21 protein-coding genes are annotated in these 23,763 nt (G+C 39.6%); 9 read left to right on the top strand and 12 right to left on the bottom strand.

The features are described from left to right. Positions 1–23 precede the first annotated feature (23 nt). Positions 24–401, bottom strand: coding sequence for a helix-turn-helix domain-containing protein (locus CRI9333_RS25250; RefSeq protein WP_015205441.1), 378 nt, complete (start codon positions 399–401; stop codon positions 24–26). 304 nt (positions 402–705) lie between these two features. On the opposite strand from CRI9333_RS25250, the gene CRI9333_RS22395 reads away from it, so the two are divergent. From CRI9333_RS22395 to CRI9333_RS22375, 5 genes are all read left to right on the top strand, one after another. Further along, on the top strand, positions 706–1,686 hold the full coding sequence (locus CRI9333_RS22395; RefSeq protein ID WP_015205440.1) for a hypothetical protein: 981 nt from the start codon (positions 706–708) through the stop codon (positions 1,684–1,686). Positions 1,687–1,792: 106 nt separating this feature from the next. Beyond that, positions 1,793–2,863: a hypothetical protein gene (locus CRI9333_RS22390; protein WP_015205439.1), complete on the top strand. Its 1,071-nt coding sequence runs from the start codon at positions 1,793–1,795 to the stop codon at positions 2,861–2,863. Between the two features lie 122 nt (positions 2,864–2,985). Beyond that, on the top strand, positions 2,986–3,423 hold the full coding sequence (locus tag CRI9333_RS22385; RefSeq protein ID WP_015205438.1) for a KTSC domain-containing protein: 438 nt from the start codon (positions 2,986–2,988) through the stop codon (positions 3,421–3,423). A 102-nt stretch (positions 3,424–3,525) separates the two neighbouring features. Next, positions 3,526–3,747, top strand: a complete 222-nt coding sequence (locus CRI9333_RS22380; protein WP_015205437.1) for a type II toxin-antitoxin system HicA family toxin — start codon at positions 3,526–3,528, stop codon at positions 3,745–3,747. Beyond that, positions 3,747–3,953, top strand: a complete 207-nt coding sequence (locus CRI9333_RS22375) for a type II toxin-antitoxin system HicB family antitoxin (RefSeq protein ID WP_015205436.1) — start codon at positions 3,747–3,749, stop codon at positions 3,951–3,953. The genes CRI9333_RS22380 and CRI9333_RS22375 overlap by 1 nt, the downstream gene beginning before the upstream one ends. 121 nt (positions 3,954–4,074) lie before the next feature. Here the strand turns inward: CRI9333_RS22375 and CRI9333_RS22370 are convergent, their stop codons facing one another. Next, positions 4,075–5,730: an ABC1 kinase family protein gene (locus CRI9333_RS22370; RefSeq protein WP_015205435.1), complete on the bottom strand. Its 1,656-nt coding sequence runs from the start codon at positions 5,728–5,730 to the stop codon at positions 4,075–4,077. Positions 5,731–5,985: 255 nt separating this feature from the next. On the opposite strand from CRI9333_RS22370, the gene CRI9333_RS22365 reads away from it, so the two are divergent. Then, positions 5,986–6,936 carry a type II secretion system F family protein gene (locus CRI9333_RS22365; protein ID WP_015205434.1) on the top strand — a complete coding sequence of 317 codons (951 nt, stop codon included), beginning with the start codon at positions 5,986–5,988 and terminating at the stop codon, positions 6,934–6,936. A gap of 240 nt (positions 6,937–7,176) precedes the next feature. Here CRI9333_RS22365 and CRI9333_RS22360 read toward each other — a convergent pair whose 3' ends face one another. Next, on the bottom strand, positions 7,177–8,856 hold the full coding sequence (locus tag CRI9333_RS22360) for a M16 family metallopeptidase (RefSeq protein ID WP_015205433.1): 1,680 nt from the start codon (positions 8,854–8,856) through the stop codon (positions 7,177–7,179). Next, positions 8,857–10,488 carry a M16 family metallopeptidase gene (locus CRI9333_RS22355; protein ID WP_015205432.1) on the bottom strand — a complete coding sequence of 544 codons (1,632 nt, stop codon included), beginning with the start codon at positions 10,486–10,488 and terminating at the stop codon, positions 8,857–8,859. 180 nt (positions 10,489–10,668) lie between these two features. Between CRI9333_RS22355 and CRI9333_RS22350 the strand changes: the two genes are divergently transcribed. Next, the gene (locus CRI9333_RS22350; protein ID WP_015205431.1) at positions 10,669–11,286 is read left to right on the top strand and encodes a TetR/AcrR family transcriptional regulator; all 618 of its coding nucleotides are present in this window, start codon (positions 10,669–10,671) and stop codon (positions 11,284–11,286) included. 260 nt (positions 11,287–11,546) lie between these two features. Here the strand turns inward: CRI9333_RS22350 and CRI9333_RS22345 are convergent, their stop codons facing one another. Further along, complete coding sequence (locus tag CRI9333_RS22345) at positions 11,547–11,990, bottom strand: DUF4332 domain-containing protein (protein WP_015205430.1); 444 nt, start codon at positions 11,988–11,990, stop codon at positions 11,547–11,549. Positions 11,991–12,061: 71 nt separating this feature from the next. Between CRI9333_RS22345 and CRI9333_RS22340 the strand changes: the two genes are divergently transcribed. Beyond that, positions 12,062–13,441, top strand: a complete 1,380-nt coding sequence (locus tag CRI9333_RS22340) for an aminopeptidase P family protein (protein WP_015205429.1) — start codon at positions 12,062–12,064, stop codon at positions 13,439–13,441. Between the two features lie 66 nt (positions 13,442–13,507). Here the strand turns inward: CRI9333_RS22340 and CRI9333_RS22335 are convergent, their stop codons facing one another. Next, positions 13,508–13,981: a DUF29 domain-containing protein gene (locus CRI9333_RS22335; RefSeq protein WP_041226928.1), complete on the bottom strand. Its 474-nt coding sequence runs from the start codon at positions 13,979–13,981 to the stop codon at positions 13,508–13,510. A gap of 101 nt (positions 13,982–14,082) precedes the next feature. Here CRI9333_RS22335 and CRI9333_RS22330 point away from each other — a divergent pair, with 101 nt between their 5' ends. After that, the gene (locus CRI9333_RS22330; protein ID WP_015205427.1) at positions 14,083–14,841 is read left to right on the top strand and encodes a Mut7-C RNAse domain-containing protein; all 759 of its coding nucleotides are present in this window, start codon (positions 14,083–14,085) and stop codon (positions 14,839–14,841) included. Between the two features lie 82 nt (positions 14,842–14,923). Here CRI9333_RS22330 and CRI9333_RS22325 read toward each other — a convergent pair whose 3' ends face one another. The 6 genes from CRI9333_RS22325 to CRI9333_RS22300 form a co-directional block, all read right to left on the bottom strand. After that, positions 14,924–15,508 carry a Uma2 family endonuclease gene (locus CRI9333_RS22325; protein WP_015205426.1) on the bottom strand — a complete coding sequence of 195 codons (585 nt, stop codon included), beginning with the start codon at positions 15,506–15,508 and terminating at the stop codon, positions 14,924–14,926. Positions 15,509–15,727: 219 nt separating this feature from the next. Then, entirely contained in the window at positions 15,728–19,003 is a 3,276-nt protein-coding gene (carB, locus tag CRI9333_RS22320) for a carbamoyl-phosphate synthase large subunit (protein ID WP_015205425.1), read from the bottom strand. Between the two features lie 316 nt (positions 19,004–19,319). After that, complete coding sequence (locus tag CRI9333_RS25245; RefSeq protein ID WP_015205424.1) at positions 19,320–20,375, bottom strand: hypothetical protein; 1,056 nt, start codon at positions 20,373–20,375, stop codon at positions 19,320–19,322. A 169-nt stretch (positions 20,376–20,544) separates the two neighbouring features. Further along, positions 20,545–21,396: a DUF2267 domain-containing protein gene (locus CRI9333_RS22310; protein WP_015205423.1), complete on the bottom strand. Its 852-nt coding sequence runs from the start codon at positions 21,394–21,396 to the stop codon at positions 20,545–20,547. Between the two features lie 313 nt (positions 21,397–21,709). Then, the gene (locus CRI9333_RS22305) at positions 21,710–23,017 is read right to left on the bottom strand and encodes a sensor histidine kinase (protein ID WP_015205422.1); all 1,308 of its coding nucleotides are present in this window, start codon (positions 23,015–23,017) and stop codon (positions 21,710–21,712) included. Between the two features lie 250 nt (positions 23,018–23,267). After that, positions 23,268–23,633: a hypothetical protein gene (locus tag CRI9333_RS22300; protein WP_015205421.1), complete on the bottom strand. Its 366-nt coding sequence runs from the start codon at positions 23,631–23,633 to the stop codon at positions 23,268–23,270. Positions 23,634–23,763: the final 130 nt, after the last annotated feature.

The raw sequence follows: 23,763 nt of genomic DNA, 5'->3' as shown, positions 1-23,763 counted from the left end.
GAGTAAGAATGCTTAGTTAATTGTTAATTGTTAATTGTTAATTGTTTAATCACGTTATAAAGTAGTTCCCATTTTTCTGGGGTGGTTGGCTGTTGTCCTCGGTATTTTAAACGAGCGAGCATTAATACATCGTCTGGAGGTAATCCCACTTTTGATGCAAACTCAGCCAAGCTGGGGGGTAATCCTAGCTCACTGCTGGTTGCTACTTGTTCAACTGCTTTCAGTCCTAAGACAGATGTAAGTTTTTCTCTTACTTGCCAAGAAAGGTTGGTGGCTTGTCCGCGCTCGATCTGGGATAGGTAGTTACGAGAGATCCCGACGGCTTGAGCTAATTTTTCTTGGCTCAATTTCTCTTCTGTGCGTCTCTCACGCACTTGCTTACCAAATTCGTTGATTTCCATAGGTTATTAGTTGCGATCGCATCATCTGAACTCAATTTCTGCATAGGAGTTAATCTAGCTGTTTGTACTATTTGACAACTGTATTGTGCAAACTTAGTCGCGATAGTTTACATTTACAGCAGGAAGGGTTATAATAGTGTACAAGCGATGCAAACTACAGTTTGCACTCTACTTACACTTTAGCAGCATTTACAGGCTTTTTATATTGTTTCCGTGAAATGAAGTTGCGGAGATCTTTGGCTTTGAGTCATGAGTAATTTGTCATGGCTGGAGAGGGATTTATACAATTTTAGGGAGTAAGATTATGACTCAAGTTGCAGCGAAAGACGGTAAGGCAAAGATTTTAGAAGATTTCCAGAAAATTCTTGCAGAAAGGCAAAAAATTGAATCGAGAGTTGCTACTAAAGAGGAAGAAGCTGAAAAAGAGCAAAATAAGCTGGTTGTAGCAGCAGCTTCTCAATATACGGTTGATAGCATTGTCAGGGGTTTAGCTGACTTGCAATTAGAGTTTGGTGGTGTTGTCAACGGGTTATCCACGAGGTTGACAACTGAAACTACCAAGCTAGATGAACTTAAAAAAGCGATCGCAGTTGAAACGAGACATTTAGATGAATTGAAGCAAACGCGAGTTGTTGCGGATGCGTTGCACATTCTGACGCAAGAACATCAAGAGAATTTGCGGTTATTAGAGGAAAGATTGCAACGCGATCGCGAATCTTTAGAAAAAGATCTTACAGAAACTCGTAAAACATGGCAACGAGAGCAAGAAGAATTTGATATTGCGCTGAATGAAAGTAACGAAGTTTTAAGTCGAGAAAGACAGCGACAAGAAGCAGATTACGAGTATGAAATTGTGCGATCGCGCAAAATTGCTACTGATGAATTTGAAGAAACCAAGCGTCAGATCGAACAGGAAATCCAACAAACAACTCAAACAAAAGAAAAACAATGGACAGAACGGGAGCGTATTTTGTCAGATAATCAAGCTTTACTTGCAGAATACCAAAATAAAATTGCAACTATTCCTACTGAGTTGGAAGAAGCCATCAAGAAATCCAGGGAAGAAGGAATTAGAGAAGCGAATCAAGAAGCCAAAGTTAAAGCAGACTTATTTGAAAAAGAATGGGAATCCAGCAAGCAAGGATACGATCTGCAAATTCAAGCGTTAGAAGCCAAGATTCAAAGGCAAACAGAGCAAATTTCCGAAATTTCCACTCAACTACAAACAACATTGCGCCAATCTCAAGATTTATCAATGAGAGCATTTCAAAGTTCATCAAAATAGTAAACAGTAGACTTCTTGCCTTTAATCAGTGCTTACATCTGTGTGCATCTGTGTTTATCTGTGGATATCTGTGGTTAATTAAACCTATTTTACTGAGGAATAACCTATGGCAATCAAAAACCCCAACGAAAAAAACACTAAAGCAGAAATCCTCGCTGCTTTCAATGAATTACTGAGCCAGAAAAAAACCTTAGAGTTGCAATTATCTGGTGCGAAACAGCCGGAAGTAGAGCGCAATGGTAAACCTACCCCAGAAATAAAGATGAATTCAGCACCAGCAAATCAACAAAAAATTGAATCCATCATTGAAGTATTGAGCCGACTGCAATTTAATTTTGGTGGTGCAGTTAGTGATTTATCCGAAAAGCTGGCTACAGAAGCAGTCAAATTGCAAGAAATGCGACAGTCTGTAGAAGAAGAAGTGCAACAGTTAGAAACTTTGCATGGTTTACAAGTTACTGAAGAAAGTTTGGATACATTAATCCAACAATATAATGATAGTTCTAAAACATTTAATGAAGAATTTAGCCAACAGCGAGAAACAATTGATCAAGAAATAACTCAAGCTAAAAAAGCTTGGGCGAAAGAAATAGAAGAACACCGCCGAGTTGTGAAAGAACGCAACGAGACACTATCTAAAACGAAACTACGCGATGCACAAGAATATACTTATGATTTAAATCTACAACGTACTTTAGATAATCAAACATACGAGCAAGAGAAGAAACGCCTCTATCAAGAGTTAGAAGATTTCCAACAATTACAAGAAAAGCAGTGGGCGGAACGCGAAAAAGCTATATCAGAACGTGAAAAGCAATTTGCTGAAGCTAAAACTAAAGTTGAAGGATATCCCAAAGAATTAGAAGCTGCTATTAAACGCGCTAAAGAAGAAGGTAAAGGTATTGCTTACCATCAAGCGAAAGTTAAAGCGGATTTGAACGCGAAAGAAGTTGAAGGTAGCAAGCGCACATACGAGTTAAGAATTCACTCGCTACAAGAAACAATTGAAAATCAAGAAAGTCGCCTGCAAAATCTTTCCAGACAACTCGATGCAGCACTTAAACAAGTTCAAGATTTGGCAGTTAAAGCTATTGAAGGATCTTCTAATGTTAATTCCTTCCAAGCCGTGAAAGAAATTGCTTTAGAGCAAGCAAAAAACACAAATAAGAATAAATAAATACAGGATTGATAGGTTTGTAATACGCGGGCAAGATGCCCGCACTACCTTGCCTTTGCTCCCTCCCCTTAATAAGGGGAGGGTTGGGGAGGGGTGTATTTTTCAAATCAGGATAAATTTCGATGAAACTCACCAAAGTTGATTTAACCAAATTAGTAGCAATTAGCCATAAGGATGAGCATTTAGGGCTATTAATTGATCGAGGTAATTCTTTAGAATATTTTGAGATTCCTGCACCGTTAGCAGCTTATGAAGGGCTACAACAACTTGATTTTATTGTCGCTTTGGAATCTCCTGAATTAAGTGCGGCTACAGATGATGAGTATTTGTTAGAAGCAGAGGAAGATATCCCGATGTTACCAGTTGAATCTAGTATGGCTAAGTCTTTAGGATATGATGCAGAGCGACAGTTGTTGCAAGTTGAGTTTAGAAGTGGATCGGTTTATCAATATAAAGATATAGATGAGGAAACGTGGGATGCGCTACAAGCAGCAGACTCTACTGGGCAATTTTATAATGAGGAGATTAAAGGTAGTTATAAATCTCGGCGTGTGGAGTGAAGTAAAACCCCACCCCCCAGCCCCCTCCCCTTATTAAGGGGAGGGGGAGAAGAGGTTTTATATTTTTAAGGAAAAGCTACTTACTAATAAAAAATATTACAGATGCCGAAAAAAGTTAGAGAATTAAAACAGATGTTGCATAAGGCAGGATTTATACTTTTGCCCAAACGCGGAAAAGGCAGTCATTCCTACTGGCTTCACGCACTCCTGTCAAAACCTGTAGTTTTATCTGGCAAAGATAGCAACGACGCAAAGCCTTATCAGGAAAAAGATGTAATTGCAGCAATAGAAGAACTGGAACAATTACAGCAAGGAGATGAGTAATGAAATATAGTATTTTAATCCAGTGGTCTGATGAGGATCAGGCGTATGTAGCTAGTTTACCTGAGTGGGGAAAATACGCTCGGACGCATGGTGAAACTTATGAAAAAGCACTTGAAAACGCCAAGGAAATTTTGGAAGATTTAGTATACGGTTTTCAAGAAACTGGGAAGCTTTTACCGGAGCCACAAACAGTACAGGTAGCCTGAATTTGTTATAAATAGGTCAACCTAATTAAACGTTTTACCCCACCCCCCAGCCCCCTCCCCTTAATAAGGGGAGGGGGAGTATTAATTTTATATTTTATTTTGTATTTATATGCGATCGCACTTATTTCCCCCTTAATCTTCCTGACCGCAATATACTAAATATCAGCCACAAACCTAGCAAGCTGGCAATAGAAAATAAAATAGTACTTAAAACCGATAACTGCACTGTTTGTGATTGAGCAGATATAATTGCTGCACCAATAATCATCGATCCAACTACAACACTAAAGGAAAGACGATTAGCTGAATCATCTAAACTGCGACGCAGTGGTTCTAAATCCCTAATTGAAACATTCCATTTTAATGTTTCAGTTGTTACCCGTTCTAATAATACCTCCATCTGACGTGGCGATTGCAATGTCAGACTTTTGATATCTAAAGCTGTTCTTAAAACCGCTTGCAGTGGGTCATCTCCAAATAACTGACGGCGGAATAAGTCTGTAATTAATGGTTTAATTTGCTCAAATAAATTAATGTCTGGATCAAAAGTCCGCGCTACACCTTCTAAATTAGCTAAAGTTTTGGCATACAACCCTAAGCTACTAGGTAATCTAACTTTATTATTCCGAGCAGTTTGTAATACTTCATAAAAAACCTGAGAAAAATTAATTTCAGCTAAACTGAGATTGAAATATTTCCTCAGCATTCGTGCATAATCATTCTCTAGGTTGGATAAGTTGACTACTTGGGCAGAATCAGATAGTTGTAAAGTTAACTGCGTACATCTTTGCGCGTCTAAATCTACAATTGCTAACAACATTTCTGTTAAAATTTGCTGCGATCGCGGATCTAAACGACCCATCATGCCACAATCAATAATCGCTAAACGCCCATCATTGAGATAAAACAAATTCCCTGGATGTGGATCGGCATGGAAAAATCCATCTATATAAATTTGTTGAAAGAACGACCTAAACAATAAAGTAGTAATTTCTCGGCGTTTTTCACCAGGATTAATACCATTTTGTGTTGCTGAAATATCTGCCAAGAGTAGCGGCATTCCATTCAGCCATTCCATTACCAGTAACTTTTCTGTAGTTAAATCCCAGTAAATCTCTGGCACAACTAACTGCGTCGGATCAAACCAGCGACTTTTAGAAAGATTGCGTCGTAATTGGTCGGTGTAACCTGCTTCACGAGTAAAATCTAATTCTGCTAACAATGCGTTAGCAAATTCGTCAGCTAAAGTAACGACATCGTAATCTTGACCTATATCAGTAAGAGATACGATTTGTGCCAAACTTTTAATTAAGGTAATATCCTGAGCAATAATCCCATCAATCCCTGGACGCTGAATTTTTAACGCGACTTCTCTACCATCTGCTAAAGTGGCGCGGTGTGTTTGTGCGATCGAACCAGCAGCAACGGGTTCTTGATGAAATACAGAGAAGGTTTCTGAGATTGGCAGTTGTAACTGTTGCCGAATCACAGTTTCTACTTCTGACCAAGGTACGGGGGGGACATCAGCTTGTAGAGTAGATAAAGCATCAATATACGAAGATGGCAGTAAGTCAGGACGGGTACTTAATAGTTGTCCTAATTTGACATAAACAGGTCCTAAATCTACCAAAATATTACGCAATACTTCTGGTGTCGGTAGTTTAGGTTGATCGGGTTTACCGCCAGTCAGCAAGACTCGCATATAATCCCAACCGTTACGGAAGACAACCTCAAGAATTTCTCGCTGGCGGGAAGTAGTTTGCGTTAATGAAAACATAAGAATCAATTATCAATTAACAATTAACAATTATCAGTAAATCTTTCGGATAAGTTGAATTTTAGAGACTTAACAGCTTTGAGATTGAGGGCGGGTTTATATATATTAATGGTGTGTCGGCATAACCTGACGTGCAACCAGCCCCTACAAGGGGTGATCTGCCGGACATCATATTACTCCTCTCTCCTCTCCCCTCTCTCCTCCCTCCCTTGATAGCTAAGAGTTAATGTAAATATAAAGTTTTTTATACCTGCTGTGGATCTACTAAAAGGCTTGAATAACCAGGAAAAGGCTCGATTTTTTTACCAGTTTGCTGCTTTGCTTAAGGCTGGAATGTCAGTACAGCAAAGTCTGCTGTTGGCTAAGAACGATTTTAATGGATCGTGCCAACGGTATTTAAGTCGGGTTGCTGCTGCTGTGGGGTTAGGTCAGGATTTGGCGACAGCAATGGCTGTTGATGGTTACTTTGATCGGTGGACGATTAGTTTAATTAAGTTAGCAGAATATAGTGGTTCGTTAGTAGAAACATCTCAGCGTTTGGCAGCAGCTTTTGAGGCACAACAACGACGGGAACGCCTCTATCGTTCAATGAGATTATCAGTTAGCACGATGATTTGGAGTTTGCTGCTGGTAGTTGCAGTAATTTTTAATAAAAATGGCAATGTTTTGATGCAACCGAGTTTTTGGCTGAATGCGATCGCATTAGCTTTACTATTTGTAGGTGTGAATTTCTGGTTTCAACATTCTGGGACATGGTTACAGCCGTTGGTGGCGCAAATTCCTGGTTTGGGTAAAATCAACGAAGCGCGATCGCTCTTATATTTATCTGAGTTAGAGTTACCTTTAAGTTGCGGTGTTTCTATACTAACTGCTTTGGAATTGGTGCGCGATCGCATTCCCGATGTAGTTATGAAAAATAAGTTGACAACTGCGGCAAAATATGTTCGTGCGGGGCGTACTATTAGTGATAGCTTGCAAGGTAAGTTACCACCGATAGCTATTCAAATGATTCGCACTGGGGAAGAAACTGGTAATTTAGATGCAGCTTTTCAGAAATTAGCAGAATATTATGAGGGAGAATTAGAGCGAAGTCTTAAAGTGTTGCAAGGTATTATGCGACCTTTAAGTATTTTAGCGGTGGGTGGTTTAGTTGCTGTTTTGGGTATACAGATGCTTAATTCCTTAATTAACTCGCTTCCAGGTTAATTTGGTTTTTTATCGCAGATGTGAGCAGATAGACGCAGATGGCGCAGATGATTTAATAAAATTGGCTGGACTTTTGCTAGATATTTATTGTATTGAGAGCTTGCAACAAGTGCAATCACAGGTAATTAAAAACCTAACCCTCCTGCCCTTGCAGGGAAGGGGGATAAATCTTAAGCCCCTCTCCTTGTAGGAGAGGGGTTGGGGAGAGGTCACGCATTGAATTCGCGCGAATGCTATCCTTTATGGTGTCGCCTTTTTAGGTTCAGGTATTGTAATATCTACCGGAATCACATCTTTTGTTAATGTTGTCAGTGGTGGTTTGATATCGTTACCATTACCTACAACTAATGTCACAATTTTATTAGGTTGCAGATACTTTTGAGCTACACGCTGCACATCTTTAATTGTGGCTTTTTCCACATCACGTTGATAGCGAAAGATAAAATCTTGCGGGTAGTTGTAATATTCATATCGCATCAAACGTGACAATGTTTGCTCAGGTGTTTGGAAGTTGAAGACAAACGAGTTCAACACAGATTCTTTAGCGAAAGCAAGTTCTGCTGGCGTGATGGGTTCAGATTGAATCCGTTTGATTTCGGTAAAGATAGATTGAATAAATGGTACTGTCGCGTCAGAACGAGTTGACCCACCTGCAACAAACATCCCAGGATAGTCAAAAGCTGGATTCCATGTGCCGTAGACGCTGTAAGCAAGACCTTGGCGCGATCGCACTTGGTTAAATAAACGCCCTCCAAAGCCATTTAAGACACCATTGAGAACGTCTAAAGCAGGATAATCAGGATTGTTAAATTGACCCCCCAAATGACCCATCAGAATATTACTTTGAGTTAATTGGGGTTGATTTACTAGATAAACTCCTCCCTGTTTTGCTTGAGAAACTGCGGGTAAACCTGGGCGTTTGATTTGTGGGTTGGGTTTCCAGTTAGCAAATTGTTTTTGAAGGAGCGATCGCATCGCTTTACTATCAAAATCACCCACAATTCCCAATATCATATTATTGGGATAAAAATACTGTTGATAAAACTGTTGTAAATCTTCACGGGGAATATTATCTAAAGTTGCATACTCAACAGTACGAGCGTAAGGGCTATTTCCCCCATAAATTAATTTCCTAAATTCACGAGAAGCAATATCATCAGGTTCGTCATTACGACGAGCAATTGAACCCCGTAATTGTGTCTTGGCTAAATCAATCTTTTCTTGCGGAAATAATGGCTCGGTAATTACTTCAGCAAACAAGCCAAATACTTGCTCTAAATCTTCACTCAAACTAGAAAAACTAGCACTTCCAGAAGTAGTACCGATTCCCGTTTCTACAGAAGCAGCTTGCTGTTCTAGTAACTGGTTAAGTTGATCTGCTGAGTGGCGTTTAGTGCCACCACTACGCATGACTGTTCCAACTATCTCAGCTAACCCTATTTTGTTACCTGGCTCTAAGCGATCGCCAGTTTTAAATAAAGCTGTCCCACTTACAAGCGGTAACTCGTGGTCTTCCATTAAATAAACTACCATGCCATTTTCTAACTGAAAGCGGCTGTAATTTGGTAATTTAATTTCTGGTAATGGTGAAAAATTTAACTCTGTATAATGCTTTGCCGATGAAGCTAAAGCTGGCATTAATGAAGAAAAGAGTAAAAACGTCAGAGTTAAAATCCACGCGATCGGTCGCACTTTAGAAGCAAAAGGAAATAGGGATTTTGTAGGGGTAGCGCCCCCGTGCCTACCCCGCACTTTGATACCGTTTGTAGCTAATTTTCGCACGTATTTAGAGCCTAACTGCCAAGTTGCTTTAAGAGTTTTTAAACCACGAATAAACACAGATGTTTGCAGATAATCCAAGGATTTTTGAGAAAAGTTTTTAACGTTGTTTGGGTGTTGTTGATTTCGCCGATCTTGCATTTATTTCTCTCCACCCGCTTGTTTCGATAAAATCCGTCCAATTGTGCGATTTTCAGGTTTAAAAGTTGCTTGAGCCACTCGCTGAATATCTGCTGGAGTAACTGCTGCAATTTCATCCAACTTTTTAAACAAATTCCGCCAGCTTCCAGTCTTTACTTGATACTCTACTAAAGACTGAGCCATACCCATATTAGAATTAAGCGTTTCCAATAAACTAACCCGTGCTTGTTTTTTGACTCGTTGTAATTCCTGAGTTGATACAGGCTCTTTTTTTAACCGCTCAACTTCTGTGCTTAACGCCTTTGCTACTTCATCAACCGTGTGATTAGGAGCAGTCAGCGCATAAAGTAACATCAATGTCGGATATTTATCTCCTGGGAAACCATTCAAACCTTGAGCAGAAAGGGCTATTTGCTTTTCTTCTATCAAAGATTTGTAAAGGCGTGAAGTACGACCATCACTAAGAATACTAGCCATCAATTGATAAGCTGCATCATCAGGATGATTCATAGCTGGACGGTGGTAGCCTTCTAAATACCAAGGTTGAGAAGGTAGCTGCAATGTTACCTCCCGCGTTTCTGTCTGTGGTGGTTCTACAGGAAGTTTTTCCTCAACAGCAGATTTAGCTTTATAGCGACCAAAATAAGTTTGCGCTAACTGTTTAACTTGTGCTGAGTTGACATCGCCAACAACAGCCATCGTTAACTTACTTGGTTGATAATGAGTATCAAAGAATTGCTGTACGTCTGGTCTTGTTAGATTGCGGATATCTTGTGTATAGCCAATTACGGGACGGCGGTAGGGCTGTACCTTATAAGCTGTTTCTAAAAAAGCTTCGATCATCTGACCGATAGGTGAATTATCAGTCCGCATCCGGCGTTCTTCTAACACTACTTCTTTTTCTTTATAAAACTCTCGAAATACTGGATCTAAAAACCTTTCCGACTCCAGCGACATCCACAGTTCTAGTTTGTTAGAAGGAAAGCTATAAAAGTAAGTTGTGGAATCAGCAGATGTACCTGCATTCATGCCAACTGCGCCAGATTGCTCTACAATCTGACCAAATTCATTTTGCTTTTGATATTTAGCAGCTTCAGCTTCAACTTGCTCAAACTGCTGCTGTAGTTGAGTAACTTCAGTAGTTTTGCCAGCAGCTTGTGATGCTTTAATTTGCTCTGCTAACTGATCTAAGCGATCTAACAAAGGTTTTTCTGCTTGCCAGTTCCGCGTACCAATGCGGGTAGTTCCTTTAAAGGCTAAATGTTCTAAAAAGTGAGCTACACCAGTTTTACCATCTGGTTCGTTAGCACCGCCGACATCTGCGTATGTAATAAAAGAAACTATAGGTGCTTCGTGTCTCTCTAAGACTATAAACTTGATGCCATTTTCTAAGGTAAATTCGCTCACCTTATTGATGACGCGATCTAAGTATGGCTGAATTGACTCAGCAGGCGCAGGCGTTTCTGTACGTGCTAAGGCAACGCTTGGCAGCGTACCCCATCCGATTAGTAAGACGGCTAGAAACGTTGCCAGAATACGAGGACAGCGATATTGCCTGGACTTTTTTGGGAGCAAAAGGCTAGTTATCAACACTGAGATTAATTGCAAAAAAAAATTACAGAATTGGGTCATACAATGTGATTAATACTTCTATTTTCGACTATAAACGCTAAAGCAACTCACTCGCCAAAGCGCCCTAAGCTGACTTCTGGATTCTGACTCAAAATGTATGAAGCTTTTTTATGATTATGGTTCCAACAAAAGAAATAACGCTAGGGTGTTATTAGCAATCCATCCATCGGCTGATTAGCTATGCGAATTTTTCATCAACCCCCTCAGTCAGAGGAACAGACGCGCACTAAAATTTTAAAAGCGGCTCAAAAATTATTTGCACGGCAAGGGTATGATGGCACAACTACGAAAGATTTAGCTCAAGGTGCAGGGGTAGCAGAAGGCACTTTGTTTCGACATTTTGCGAATAAGAAGGCGATTTTAATTGAAGTAGCTACGCAAGGATGGGTAGATCTGCTTACTGATTTGTTGACAGAATTGAGCGAGATGGCTAACTATCAATCTGTTGCTCAGTTAATGTATCGGCGGATGTTAAATTTACGAGAAAATACCGATATGATGCGGGTTTGTTTTATGGAGGCGCAGTTTCACCCAGAATTGCGCGATCGCATTCAGTCAGAAGTGATTAGTAAAATGACTGATGTTGCTGAAGCCTTCTTTCAAACAGCAATGGATCGTGGCATTTATCGTCAGATGAATCCTAAAATAGTTGCTCAAGTATTTTTAGGAATGTTTGTAATTGCTGGCTTTAGTCACGAAACTCTTGTACAGCCCGGAGCATCTGTTTTTGAAATGAAGGAAATGGCGGAAGGATTAGCTGATATTTTTCTCAATGGTGTCTTAGCAAAAAACAATTAACAATTATCAATTAACAATTAACAATTATCAATTAACAATTAACAATCAGGACTTAGGTATAAAACCATTGTACGATCACGCTTCTACATTTATGCCACCACTACAAGCGGAGCCTGAGTATCTGCGTTCATCTGCGTTTATCTGCGGTTAATCTGCGTTCTAAAACAAATTAAATATTTTATCTAACGTTCCATAGCTACGCCTAAAATTGATAATTGATAATTGATAATTGTTAATTGTTAATTGTTAATTGTTAATTGTTAATTGTTAATTGTTTGTTGTGCTTGTTTAATCCATTGTTGCACCTGCTCAACTGAAGGACAAAGATCCTTGCGTTGCATCGTCGCTACTTGCAATCGCAAAATTTGTGGGTGTAATCTATGTATAGGAGTTTGAGCTAGTTGAGATACAGAAGCAATACCAGCGTGAAGTAATAAGCCACAATATTGACAGCCAACACTAGGAATACGAGCTAAATCTGCTAATGCTACCCATTTGTTAATGTATTGAATATGAAGCTGCAAACGATTTGCTAGTTCTAGCCTAGCGGTTGAAGTCTTGGCTATTTGCAGTAACTCACCAGTTGTTTTAATACCTAATTCTAGTAGTTGCAATTGATTTTCTTTGCTCAAACCAGCTAGTTGCTCAATTGACCAACTGTATGATTGGATAGTATTTCGCTGAATCTTAGATTTAGAAGGCATATATTTTAATCTAAATTTAAACTATTTTTATATTCTCGCAAAATTAACTCAAGCTTGAAAGGTAGGAACCGATGATTATAGCTAATAACGATGTTGCAGAAACACTTCTGAAAAGACGGCAACGACTAGCGGAATTAATTGATTTTCCGGTAATTTTATGGTCGGGATGTGCGACACCGCGCAATTTTCCCGCAAATTTATTTCCATTTCGCGTTAGTAGTCATTTTCTCTACTTTGCAGGTTTGCCTTTAGAAAATGCTGCAATTCGTTTAGAGGGTGGCAAGCTAGAATTATTTATAGATAATCCCCATCCTAGCAGTATTCTCTGGCATGGAGAGATGCCCACAAGAGAGGAAATTGCCGAGACTATGGGGGCGGATGCTGCTTTTCCTATGGCAGAATTGGGATTAAAATCTGTAGATGCTGCAACAATTGCGGTTCAGGATGCTTGTACTTATCTGAAACAATGTGACATTCTCGATAGAGCCGTTTCAGAGGCATCAACACCAGAGGGAATTGATTTAAAGTTAGCACAGGCGATCGCATCTCTACGTTTAACACACGATGCTGGCGCGTTAGCAGAATTACGTTCCTCGGCTGCTTGTAGTGTAGCAGTACACAAAGTAGGAATGGCAGCAACACGCAACGCCAAAACGGAAGCAGAAGTGCGTGGCGCAATGGAAGGTGTAATTATTGCCCATAACATGACTTGTGCTTATGGCAGTATTGTCACCGTTCATGGGGAAGTATTACACAATCAACATTATCATCATCCGATCCAACCAGGAGATTTATTATTAGCAGATGTTGGTGCAGAAACCGCAACAGGATGGGCTTCTGATATTACGCGCACTTGGGCTGTATCTGGTAAATTCTCCTCTACCCAACGAGATATTTATGATCTAGTTTTAGCTGCCCATGATGCTTGTATTGCAAAAATTTACCCTGGTGTTGAGTATCAGGATATTCATCTGTTAGCAGCAAAAGTTATTGCTCAAGGTTTGGTAGATTTAGGCATTCTTAAAGGCAATGCCGATGATTTAGTAGCAATGGATGCTCATGCTTTATTCTTCCCACATGGAGTAGGACATTTATTAGGTTTAGATGTCCATGATATGGAAGATTTGGGAGATTTAGCAGGGTATGAACAGGGGAGAAAAAGGAGTGATCGCTTTGGTTTATGCTATTTAAGATTAAACCGCCCTTTACGTGCAGGAATGCTAGTAACAATTGAGCCAGGATTTTATCAAGTTCCTGGTATTTTAAATGATTCAGAATGTCGTGAAAAATATCAAGATGTAGTGAATTGGGAGCGTCTTGAACAATTTAGCGATGTGCGTGGGATTCGCATCGAAGATGATGTTTTAGTGACAGAAACAGGAAGCGAAGTATTAACAGCAGAATTGCCAACGGATGCGGATAGTATTGAGCAAATGGTAAAAAATACGTGAAAAAATGACGCAACTATCTTCTCATAAAAAAGCTCGTCGTGGCAGAATATGATTGCAGGGAAAAATCTAATTTTGCAATAATTCATCCAAAAACCACTTTTCGTCTAAAGTTTGTTCTATATTTAAAGGAGGTAAAGCCGGAAAAATCTCTAAATTTAGCCCCGTTTTTACGCTAACGATATCACGAGCATCCGCATAGCATTCGGCAAAAATTTCTGCTAAATAAGGCTTTAAACTGGGATTTTTTTTAAGTATCCTTAATATTTGTTTGCGCTGTTCAATAATTGTCCCCTTCCACCCACGCTCATTATATTCTCTTTCCATTTCCCAATAAGCTAGTTTTAGTAAATGTTCCAACAAGATAATCAAGCGATTTTCTAATTCTTGCTGCTGTTGTTTACCCAAACTATCTAACTCCTCTATTAAATTTTCCCAATCAACCACATCTAAATTTTTATCTTTAAGCTGTTTTATGGTTGTTTGAATCCAGAGGTAATAATCTTTTTTGTAAAGAGTAGTTATGAAGGATTTAACAGTCATTCGATTATAAAAATTGTAATTAGAGTGAAGTTTCATAAATATTATAATTAAATCGCTAACAAAATTGTTATAATATTGTCAAATATTAATTTTTCCCTATAATGGCAAAAGTTGATTTTTGTTTCTATGGTGAACTGAATTTCTTTTTACCGCCCAAAAGAAAAAATATAAGCTTCACGCATATATTTGAAGAACATCCTTCTATCAAAGATATGATTGAATCTTTTGGTGTGCCTCATCCTGAAGTGAGCTTTATTTTTGTTAACAATAATACAGTTGATTTTTCTTATTTGGTGCAAGATGGCGATCGCATCAGTGTATATCCCATTTCTCAAGCTGAGACTATCAGACAAACCCACCCTCAACCCTTAATATCTGTCGCACCGCCACCGCTACCTATTCCAAAATTTGTTATTGATATCCATTTAGGTAAACTAGCAACATCTTTGCGAATGTTAGGTTTTGATACCTTGTATCGCAATGATTATGGAGATGAGGAATTAGCTTATATTTCTAGTACAGAGGAGCGGACTTTGTTGACGCGCAATCGCGGATTATTAATGCGTAGTATTGTTACTTACGGATATTATGTACGCTCAACTAATCCTCAGCAACAAATATTAGAAGTAATGAAACGCTTTGAATTATTTAAAACCGCTAAACCATTTGATAGATGTATTCGTTGTAATGGTTTACTAGAATCCGTTGCTAAAGAAAGTATTCTTGACCAAATACCTCCTCAAGTTCAGCAAATAGATAAATTTCATCGCTGTATTGAGTGCAGTCAAATTTACTGGAAAGGTTCCCACGTTGAAAAAATGCAACAAGTTGTTGAAAGTTTGCTTAACTCTCAACCCTAACTAAACTTAGCCAAAAATATCTTATTACATCTGTGTTTATCTGTGTTTATCTGTGGTTAATTACCTAAATTTTTTATAAAAATCATGATTGAGTTTGAGGAAAAACTTCTGTGAGATTAAGAGATAATTCAGGAAAGCCGGGTAGAGGCACTACAGAATTAGGTAAAAAGATGTGCTTGTTAGCATATCCAAAATTACCGTGCTGATCTTGATATGGCTCACTGTAAGCTTCTAAACAATTAGTTACTAAATTAAATATCCAATAATTTGATATTCTGGCTTCTGCATATAGAGCTAATTTAACTTCTTGGTCATACTTCAGGGAAGAATCTGCTACCTCAATAACCAGTAAAAGATCCGCAGAAATAGGATGATTAGATAAATAATTGTCAGATTTATTACGCGCAATTACTACATCTGGTTCTGGTTCACTATCGGGAGGTATGATAATTGGTTCTTGTCCTCGCACAATAGCGCGTTTTCCTAATAACATAACTAACTTCCCAATGAGAAGTGAGTTGCAGACAGAATGTGGTGTACCTTTTGCTGCCATTTCTAATATTTGTCCGCGAATTAATTCTACTCGCTCATTTTCAATAAAGAAACCTAGTTCTGATAAACGATGATATTCAGATATAGTAAAGCGTTTAACAGTTACAGCACTCATAAATGGTTAATTAAGCAAACAACGTATAATCTCATTCTTATTCAATTATGAGAAGGCAGAGCCTTCATTACTTGTTCCCAGGTTGAACCTGGGAACGAGTACGAGTACCTAGCTTAGGGGGAAAAATCCAATCAAAGTCCCCCTTATTAAGGGGGATTTAGGGGGATCTCACCGACAGAAACGGAGCCAATAAAGTTTGAAAACTCACAGGGTGGAGTTTTAAGCAACAGGTTGAGGTTGATTTACTGCCACAATATAATCTTGCAACGCTTTTACCTCCATTGGCTGTAATTGCAAACAGCGAATTGCTGCTGCTGTAGCTTTGGCACTAGCAATTGTAGTAATGAGCGGAATTTTGTATGTCAAAGCACTACGACGAATTAAACGACCATCTGCCTGTGCTTCTTCACCAGAAGGTGTGTTAATAATTAGCTGAATTTGCTCGTTTTTAATAAAATCCAGCACATGAGGACGACCTTCATGCAGTTTTAACACTAATTCCACATCTATTCCATGCTCTTTTAAAACACGGCGCGTGCCTTCTGTGGAGACAATATGGAAGCCTAATTCGATCAAATCTTTAACTACAGGCACAACTGACGCTTTATCGCGGTCATTTGTGGAGACAAACACGGTTCCAGATAAAGGTAAACGTTGACCTGCGGCTAAGGCGGCTTTGGCAAATGCCCGTCCAAAGTCAACATCAATACCCATAACTTCCCCAGTCGATCGCATTTCTGGTCCTAAAATAGTGTCAGTACCAGGGAATTTTTCAAATGGCAGTACAACCTCTTTAACTGCAATATGTTTGGGAATAAATTCCTCAGTAATACCAAGCTCTTTTAATGTCTTTCCAGACATAATTCTAGATGCTAGTCCAGCTAGGGGTATACCTGTGGCTTTAGCAACAAAAGGTATAGTGCGGGAGGCGCGGGGGTTAGCTTCTATGATGTAGACTTGTTCACCTTGAACTGCAAACTGGATATTCATTAGCCCAATGACTTTGAGTGCTTTGGCTAACTGCACCGTCCAAGTGCGAATAGTGTCTAGGATATCACTAGATAGGGAAACGCAAGGCAAAGAACAAGCAGAATCGCCAGAGTGAATCCCAGCTTGTTCAATATGCTCCATAATACCGCCAATTATTACTTTGCCAGTATGATCTGCGATCGCATCTACATCCACCTCAATTGCATTCTCTAAGAATTTATCAATTAAAATGGGATGATCTGGCTCAACTTGCACTGCATACATCATGTAGCGTTCAAGTTCCAGATCAGAATAAACTATCTCCATCGCCCGTCCACCCAATACATAAGAAGGACGCACAACGACAGGATAACCAATGCGACGCGCTACTTGTAGAGCATCATCATAACTCCGAGCCATACCATTAGCAGGCTGCTTAATATCTAATTCCCGCAAAATCTGTTCAAATCTTTCACGGTTTTCGGCAATATCAATAGACTCTGGTGAAGTACCCCAAATTTTAGTGAGGAGGGGGGAGTCTGAGGCGTTTATTTGATTCAAGTATTCTTGCAGTGGTAGAGCAAGTTTTAGTGGGGTTTGACCACCAAATTGCACAATTACCCCTTCTGGTTGTTCTGCTTCTATAATATTGAGAACATCTTCCCTTGTTAAAGGCTCAAAGTAGAGGCGATCGCTCGTATCATAATCTGTTGATACTGTCTCAGGATTTGAGTTAACCATAATTGTCTCAAAGCCGTCTTTCCGTAAGGCATAAGACGCATGACAGCAACAGTAATCAAATTCTATCCCTTGCCCAATCCGGTTAGGACCACCGCCTAAAATCATCACCTTGCGACGATCAGAAGGAATTATTTCTGATTCCTCCTCATAGGTGGAATAATAATAAGGAGTCTGCGCTTCAAACTCAGCAGCACAAGTATCTACAAGTTTGTAGGCTGGAACTACTCCTAATTGTTTGCGATATTGCCGTACCTGATCTTCTTTCGTTTTAGTCGCGTAAGCAATTTGGCGATCGCTAAAACCTTGGCGTTTAATATCCCATAACTGTTCTTTCGTTAATTCAGTTAACGGAGTACGCTTGAGTAAATTCTCAGTTACTAAAAGTTCCTCCATTTTTTCGAGAAACCAAGGGTCAATATTAGTTAACTCGTAGATTTCCTCTACTGTCATGCCTAACTTCAACGCATGACGTACTGTAAATATCCGTTCTGGGTTAGGAGTGCGTAAACCTGCCTGTACTTGAGGCAAGGAAGGTAGTTTTTCCACCCCATCGCATCCCCAACCAGCGCGTCCTGTTTCAAGCGATCTGAGCGCCTTCTGGAATGACTCTTGGAACGTCCGTCCAATTGCCATTGCTTCTCCCACCGACTTCATTTGTGTTGTCAGAGTTGCTTGAGAACCAGGGAACTTTTCAAAGGCAAATCTGGGAATTTTTGTGACTACATAATCAATAGTTGGCTCAAAGGAAGCAGGAGTTTTCTTAGTAATATCGTTAGGAATTTCATCTAACGTATAACCAACCGCTAACTTAGCAGCAAACTTGGCAATTGGGAAACCAGTTGCTTTAGATGCTAAAGCTGAACTACGGCTAACGCGCGGGTTCATTTCAATCACAATAAAATCGCCGTTGGTAGGATTCACTGCAAACTGAATATTAGAACCACCTGTTTCTACACCAATTTCGCGGATAATCTTAATCGACGCATCCCGTAGGCGTTGATATTCCTTATCTGTCAGAGTTTGGGCTGGGGCGACGGTAATAGAATCACCCGTATGAATCCCCATCGGGTCAATATTTTCAATTGAGCAGATAATTACCACGTTATCTGCTAAATCTCGCATTACTTCTAGTTCGTACTCTTTCCAACCCAATAAGGATTGTTCAACCAAAATCTGAGAAACTGGGGAGGCATCAATACCACCTTGTGCCATTTCTTCATATTCTTCTTGGTTGTAAGCAATACCGCCACCCGCACCACCTAAAGTAAAAGCAGGGCGAATAATTAACGGATAACTACCAATTTGATGAGCTATAGCTTTTGCTTCATCTAAATTATGAGCAATTCCAGATGGGCATACGTCCACGCCAATCCGTTCCATTGCTTGTTTAAATAGTAGGCGATCTTCGGCTTTCTCAATTGCTGGTAATTTTGCCCCAATTAACTCAACGCCGTACTTCTCCAGCACACCATTTTTTGCTAAAGAGACAGCAAGATTTAAGGCAGTTTGACCGCCCATTGTCGGTAATAGCGCATCTGGTCGCTCTTTGGCAATTACTTTTTCTACCAATTCTGGTGTTAGCGGTTCTATATATGTGCGATCTGCGGTTTCCGGATCGGTCATAATTGTTGCTGGATTTGAATTGACCAGCACTACCTCATATCCTTCTTCTCGAAGGGCTTTACAAGCTTGAGTACCGGAATAGTCAAATTCGCAGCCTTGTCCAATTACAATTGGACCAGAACCCAGTAGCAGGATTTTGTGGAGGTCGTTACGGCGAGGCATAGGGGTTCGTCACTCGTGAGAAGATCAGTGTATGAAAGCTTTCAGCATTCGGCATTCAGCATTCAGCTTTTGTTCAATTTACTCACAATGCTTGAAGCATAATTGAAAGCTGATAGCTTGTAACTTTAGGCTGATTAGATTAGTAAATCCAAATTATTTTAACAATCCCTGCAATATTTCCCTGTTCTGTATGAACTAATTACAGAGGATAGTGAAGCGGTAATTCAATTCTTACCTCTCCCCAAACCCCTCCCCTACTAGGGGAGGGGCTTTGAAATTCCCCTTTCCCTCCTCCCTCCTCTCTCCTCTCTCCTCCCTAATTAAGAAACACGCCTCCAGTAGGGTTAATCGTCATGGCTTTGCGATCCAAGTCGAGATTCGATGTCTCTTTTAATGTCACGGTCAACATTCCAGGTTCTGAGTTAGCTTGGGGAGTAACCAAAATTAGCCCACCATCTTGCCGTTCAAATATGATGTTTACAGGTGTGCGTAGGTTAGCTAAAGTCACATTCCCGCGACCTTGTAATATGCGATCGTTAGTATCGCCAACTACTTGATAAGCGATCGCCGCATTAGTTGTATTTACAATATTGACCTTGACTATGCCATTAAGTGGAAGAACTGTGGCAACTGGGGTTTCTAGTTGCTCTGGTGCTGGATAAGAAGCATCACCTCTGGATATTGAGGGGGGTAGATTACGAGTCGCTGTCAAGGGAATATTAGCGCCTCGTTGTACTTCTATATCTGGCTTGCGAAATGGTGCAGATAGGCGATCATTAGGTTGAGGTGCTGGCGGTATCCTGCGAGTACTTTCCCAGGGTATACCAATACTAGGAGGTGAGGACGGGATCTCGCTGGAATTATTTTGCCAGGATGTATCTATATTTTGATCTAAAGAGGAAATCTCGGTGGGAGTACTTTGCCCAGATGTATTTATCTTTGGAGGCGTTTGGGGGATCTGGGCGGTGGTATTTTGCCAAGTTGGAGCAAAATCTAGTGATGGGTTAGCGGCAGTAATTGGCAGAGATGGCAAGATCCTTTCCATACCCACAAGTTGTTGAGGAATTGGGCAAGGGGGAAGTGATGACGGCGGCTTAATTGGTTGCGGAGTGGTATTAATAACTGGAACTGGTATCGCGATCGCTTGTGGCGGAGTTGGTTTACTACCTGGAACAGGTTTAGCGATCGCTGGTGGTGGTGAATAAACAGGACAAGGAAGCGCGGTCAAAATTCCCTGGCTGTTTGAGGGATTTTCTGGAAAATTGGTTTGGTTAGTGTTGACTTGAGCGATCGCAGGTAATGCCAACAGCAGGCTGCCAAACATATATGCAACTAACTCCACCTTTTTGAATAGTTGACTAATTTGAGCCATATTTGCTCTCCCCATGCCTGCATCAAGCGTTATATATTATCAGAGATACGATATGATATGACGTTCAAGTAACAAAAAAAGTTTGCTTGATAACTAACAATAATAAAATTCGCTCTGAACAATTAGCCAGAACGAATTTTATTGATATTATTTGATTAAGGGCAGAAACTTAAGCTTGCTCCCAAAGTTCCTTGATTTTATCGGGTAAGAAGCCGGAGATTTCTTTAATCCGTTCTTCAGATAATTCGTCTTTAGTAGCTTTAAATACTGCTTGTACCACAAATTCTACATTTGAGCCTGATGGTAAACCAGCTTCTTGTTTAATGCGGAATAAAAATGTATCAGATTTGATGATCAGGGGTGGACGAATCCGGCTGAGGAAATGAACAATTGGATTTGTATCTTTCCAAAGATCTGCAATCTCGTTTTGTAAAGCCTTATCTTCAGTAGGCTCCATTTCTTCATGCAGTTCGCTAGTTACCCGATCTGCTGCTTCATTTGTCATCATGTCACGCATTGTACGGAACACGACTTCACTAATATCTCTGGCATCAAAAAGATCGGTAAGATTACCTCGGATCATGACTTTCTCAAGGAAAGGCATATCTTTTGCAGCAATTGAAGTTGCTGGACCTTCGCGTAGAGCTTGAGGAGGATTTGCCTCCATTTTCTCTAGCATTTTACGACCTTTTTCAGTTAATTCTGCACTTTTAAAAGCAATCAGGTGAGGCAGGGGACCATCTGCGGAGCCATAAGTATTGGCAATTCTAAAATCAAATTCTTTTGGGTTAGCGGCATCAGGAGTATCTTCCTGATTTCCATAGGCATTCCCAGTGAATTCTGCGTTGATATACTGTTTTTGATTTAAATAATCTAAGTGTCCCAAAAGATCGCTAGGGCTAAGATCGCGACCAGCTAAGTCAGACTCGGTAAATTTAACTTCCTGCTGTCCTTGTCCGTCGCTTTCGCTGATCTTTTTTAGCAGGATGTAAGCAACATCTTCTCGTAAATTAATTGGCATAAAATTCTTCTCAATTTTTCTAATATGATGATTAAGGCTGTGCAAATATGACCACTACTGAGGTATAAATCAATTGATTGCTATGACTATAAAGCAAATCAAAAAATTGATTTTAAGCTACTTATTTAAACAGTGGTCAAACACTTAAGTTTTAGCCTGCCTTTGACGTTAATATTTGTAATATGTTGTCTGCATCTGTCACAGGAAGCATTTAATAAATTGGAAAGTATAAATATAGGAAGACATCTGCCATTAGGAGTATTTCAAAGGGATATTGCTTGATGGCGCGATTCTCCTATTGTCGTCGCTTGCGCTATCGCAAGGTAACAGTTACGGTAGTACCTTGATTAAGCTTGCTATCGATCTGAATCTGACCTTGATGATGTTCTACAATTGCTCCGGCGATCGCTAATCCTAACCCTGAACCTGCTACTTTACTATGAGTACGAGAAGAATCTACACGATAAAAGCGGTGGAATATCTCAGGTAAAGCATCTTCTGGAATACCAATTCCTGTATCACTAACTTTCACTTGCAGTTGGAAATGGTTATTCCTACCAATTTGTTGCAACTTCACCCCAACCTTCCCCCCTGCGGGTGTGTATTGCACTGCATTACTCACAAGATTTGTGAACAAACGCGCTAACTCATCCCAGTCGCCTTGCATGGTAAATATATCTTCTGCTGTCTCAGCAGTGGTATTAATAACTGGCTCAATAATATCTAGTGATAAAATAATATCTTTTGATGCTGCAACAAGTTGTTGTTCTTCAATTACATCCATTAATAAAGCATCTAGTGGAACCGATACAAAATGCGGTTGTACTATCCCACTATCCTGTCTAGCTAGAAATAGCAAATCATCTACTAAACGCCCTAATCTGCGGGTTAATCTTTCTACAATTTGCAATTGTTGGCGATAATGTTGCGGTATGGGTTCGGGATCTGCTAGTGCTACTTGCACATTAGTTTGAATCATTGCAATAGGATTCCTTAATTCGTGGGAAGCATCAGCAGTAAATTGTTTGAGGCGTTGATAAGATTCTCTTACTGGTTCTATTGCTAACCCAGAAAGAAACCAACCAATACCAGCAACAGAAATTAGCATAATTACAATACCAATACTGAGATCGACTATTAATTGGCGACTAGGTTTTGTGACTTCAAACCAAGGATGACTAACACGCAAATATCCCATCACATGACGACCAATTTCTACTCTTTCTGTTACTTGTCGTAATAAATGATCTGGAGAAACATAAACTGTTTCGCCAGTACGATTAGGATAAATGGGAATATTTAGGGGTTCTGATAAGGTAGACCAAAGTAATTTTCCTGTGGGACTAAACCACTCTAGATCGATATGATCGTCTTCTACGGTGTCGCTATTGTCTCGAAAACTGGATTCGATATTAACGTGCAATTCAGAGGGTGTAGTGTCAAGTGGTTCAATGATGAGCGAGCGCGTTACTACTTCAACTACATGATTGAGGGTATCATCAACACGCTCAATTAAAGTGCTACGAACATATAAATAAACACCACTAGCAAAAAATAGCAATAGTACAGCAGTAATTGTTGTGTACCAAAGTGCTAAACGGCGACGAGTTGCTTGAAACATGAAACAATCAGTTAGTAACTATAAAAATACTACTCTCACTGCTTAGAAAAATTACATCTCTAGCAGTCGCCAAGGCAGTTAGGATAAAATCTATTTTGAAACCCTTGGGAACAAAGGCTTTTAAGAAAGCTGGCTGCTGTAGGCGCTCTGCGTCGTGGCGAGTTCATGCCGTCAGGCTTTAGCCTAAGCTGACTGCTATAAATTGAGAAATTCGTTTAATAAGTTAAAGGATAATAAAAAAAATGATAAATTAAGACAATATAGTAATTTTATGATTATATAAAAACCAGTTTTCGCTATTTGTAATAATACTTAATTCTTCCTTTAAATAATCTAGTGCTAGATGTTGTGGGTTAAGAGTATTCCAATGGTTCAAACCTTGCTTACACCAGCAAAAGGTCAAATTATCTACAAAAGTACTTTCAATTACCAATACATCTCTAAGAAGAGGTTTCTTGTCAAAAGCACTAAAAACATCCCAAATTACGGTTTTTTGGGGTAATGAATTCCACCAATAAATAATTTTAGTATAATTCTCTTGGTTTAAGCTATAAGTATTGCTTTTAGACCAAGAAATAGGTTGTAAACTTATTGGCTTTATATAATGTTTTGACATAATAAAGTAATATTTAAGCTTAAGTATGATTAGTTGTTATAAAAGATCAGCATTCAATTTTGTCGTAGTGGAACGTAACGTTGCTTTGTTTGCAAGCATTAACCAACTTAAAGTCAAGAGTTAAATGCTT

Origin of the sequence: Crinalium epipsammum PCC 9333 (genome assembly GCF_000317495.1) — a bacterium.
In the GTDB taxonomy this organism is placed as follows: Bacteria; Cyanobacteriota; Cyanobacteriia; order Cyanobacteriales; family PCC-9333; genus Crinalium; species Crinalium epipsammum.
The sequence above is the reverse complement of the archived record's forward strand: the minus strand, read 5'-3'. Positions and strand labels throughout refer to the sequence as shown.

Excerpts from the sequence above, each read along its gene's own strand:
- CRI9333_RS25250 (WP_015205441.1), bottom strand. The coding sequence starts at position 401 with ATGGAAATCAACGAATTTGGTAAGCAAGTGCGTGAGAGACGCACAGAA.
- CRI9333_RS22395 (WP_015205440.1), top strand. The coding sequence starts at position 706 with ATGACTCAAGTTGCAGCGAAAGACGGTAAGGCAAAGATTTTAGAAGAT.
- CRI9333_RS22390 (WP_015205439.1), top strand. The coding sequence starts at position 1,793 with ATGGCAATCAAAAACCCCAACGAAAAAAACACTAAAGCAGAAATCCTC.
- CRI9333_RS22385 (WP_015205438.1), top strand. The coding sequence starts at position 2,986 with ATGAAACTCACCAAAGTTGATTTAACCAAATTAGTAGCAATTAGCCAT.
- CRI9333_RS22380 (WP_015205437.1), top strand. The coding sequence starts at position 3,526 with ATGCCGAAAAAAGTTAGAGAATTAAAACAGATGTTGCATAAGGCAGGA.
- CRI9333_RS22375 (WP_015205436.1), top strand. The coding sequence starts at position 3,747 with ATGAAATATAGTATTTTAATCCAGTGGTCTGATGAGGATCAGGCGTAT.
- CRI9333_RS22370 (WP_015205435.1), bottom strand. The coding sequence starts at position 5,730 with ATGTTTTCATTAACGCAAACTACTTCCCGCCAGCGAGAAATTCTTGAG.
- CRI9333_RS22360 (WP_015205433.1), bottom strand. The coding sequence starts at position 8,856 with ATGCAAGATCGGCGAAATCAACAACACCCAAACAACGTTAAAAACTTT.
- CRI9333_RS22355 (WP_015205432.1), bottom strand. The coding sequence starts at position 10,488 with ATGACCCAATTCTGTAATTTTTTTTTGCAATTAATCTCAGTGTTGATA.
- CRI9333_RS22350 (WP_015205431.1), top strand. The coding sequence starts at position 10,669 with ATGCGAATTTTTCATCAACCCCCTCAGTCAGAGGAACAGACGCGCACT.
- CRI9333_RS22345 (WP_015205430.1), bottom strand. The coding sequence starts at position 11,990 with ATGCCTTCTAAATCTAAGATTCAGCGAAATACTATCCAATCATACAGT.
- CRI9333_RS22340 (WP_015205429.1), top strand. The coding sequence starts at position 12,062 with ATGATTATAGCTAATAACGATGTTGCAGAAACACTTCTGAAAAGACGG.
- CRI9333_RS22335 (WP_041226928.1), bottom strand. The coding sequence starts at position 13,981 with ATGACTGTTAAATCCTTCATAACTACTCTTTACAAAAAAGATTATTAC.
- CRI9333_RS22330 (WP_015205427.1), top strand. The coding sequence starts at position 14,083 with ATGGCAAAAGTTGATTTTTGTTTCTATGGTGAACTGAATTTCTTTTTA.
- CRI9333_RS22325 (WP_015205426.1), bottom strand. The coding sequence starts at position 15,508 with ATGAGTGCTGTAACTGTTAAACGCTTTACTATATCTGAATATCATCGT.
- carB (WP_015205425.1), bottom strand. The coding sequence starts at position 19,003 with ATGCCTCGCCGTAACGACCTCCACAAAATCCTGCTACTGGGTTCTGGT.
- CRI9333_RS25245 (WP_015205424.1), bottom strand. The coding sequence starts at position 20,375 with ATGGCTCAAATTAGTCAACTATTCAAAAAGGTGGAGTTAGTTGCATAT.
- CRI9333_RS22310 (WP_015205423.1), bottom strand. The coding sequence starts at position 21,396 with ATGCCAATTAATTTACGAGAAGATGTTGCTTACATCCTGCTAAAAAAG.
- CRI9333_RS22305 (WP_015205422.1), bottom strand. The coding sequence starts at position 23,017 with ATGTTTCAAGCAACTCGTCGCCGTTTAGCACTTTGGTACACAACAATT.
- CRI9333_RS22300 (WP_015205421.1), bottom strand. The coding sequence starts at position 23,633 with ATGTCAAAACATTATATAAAGCCAATAAGTTTACAACCTATTTCTTGG.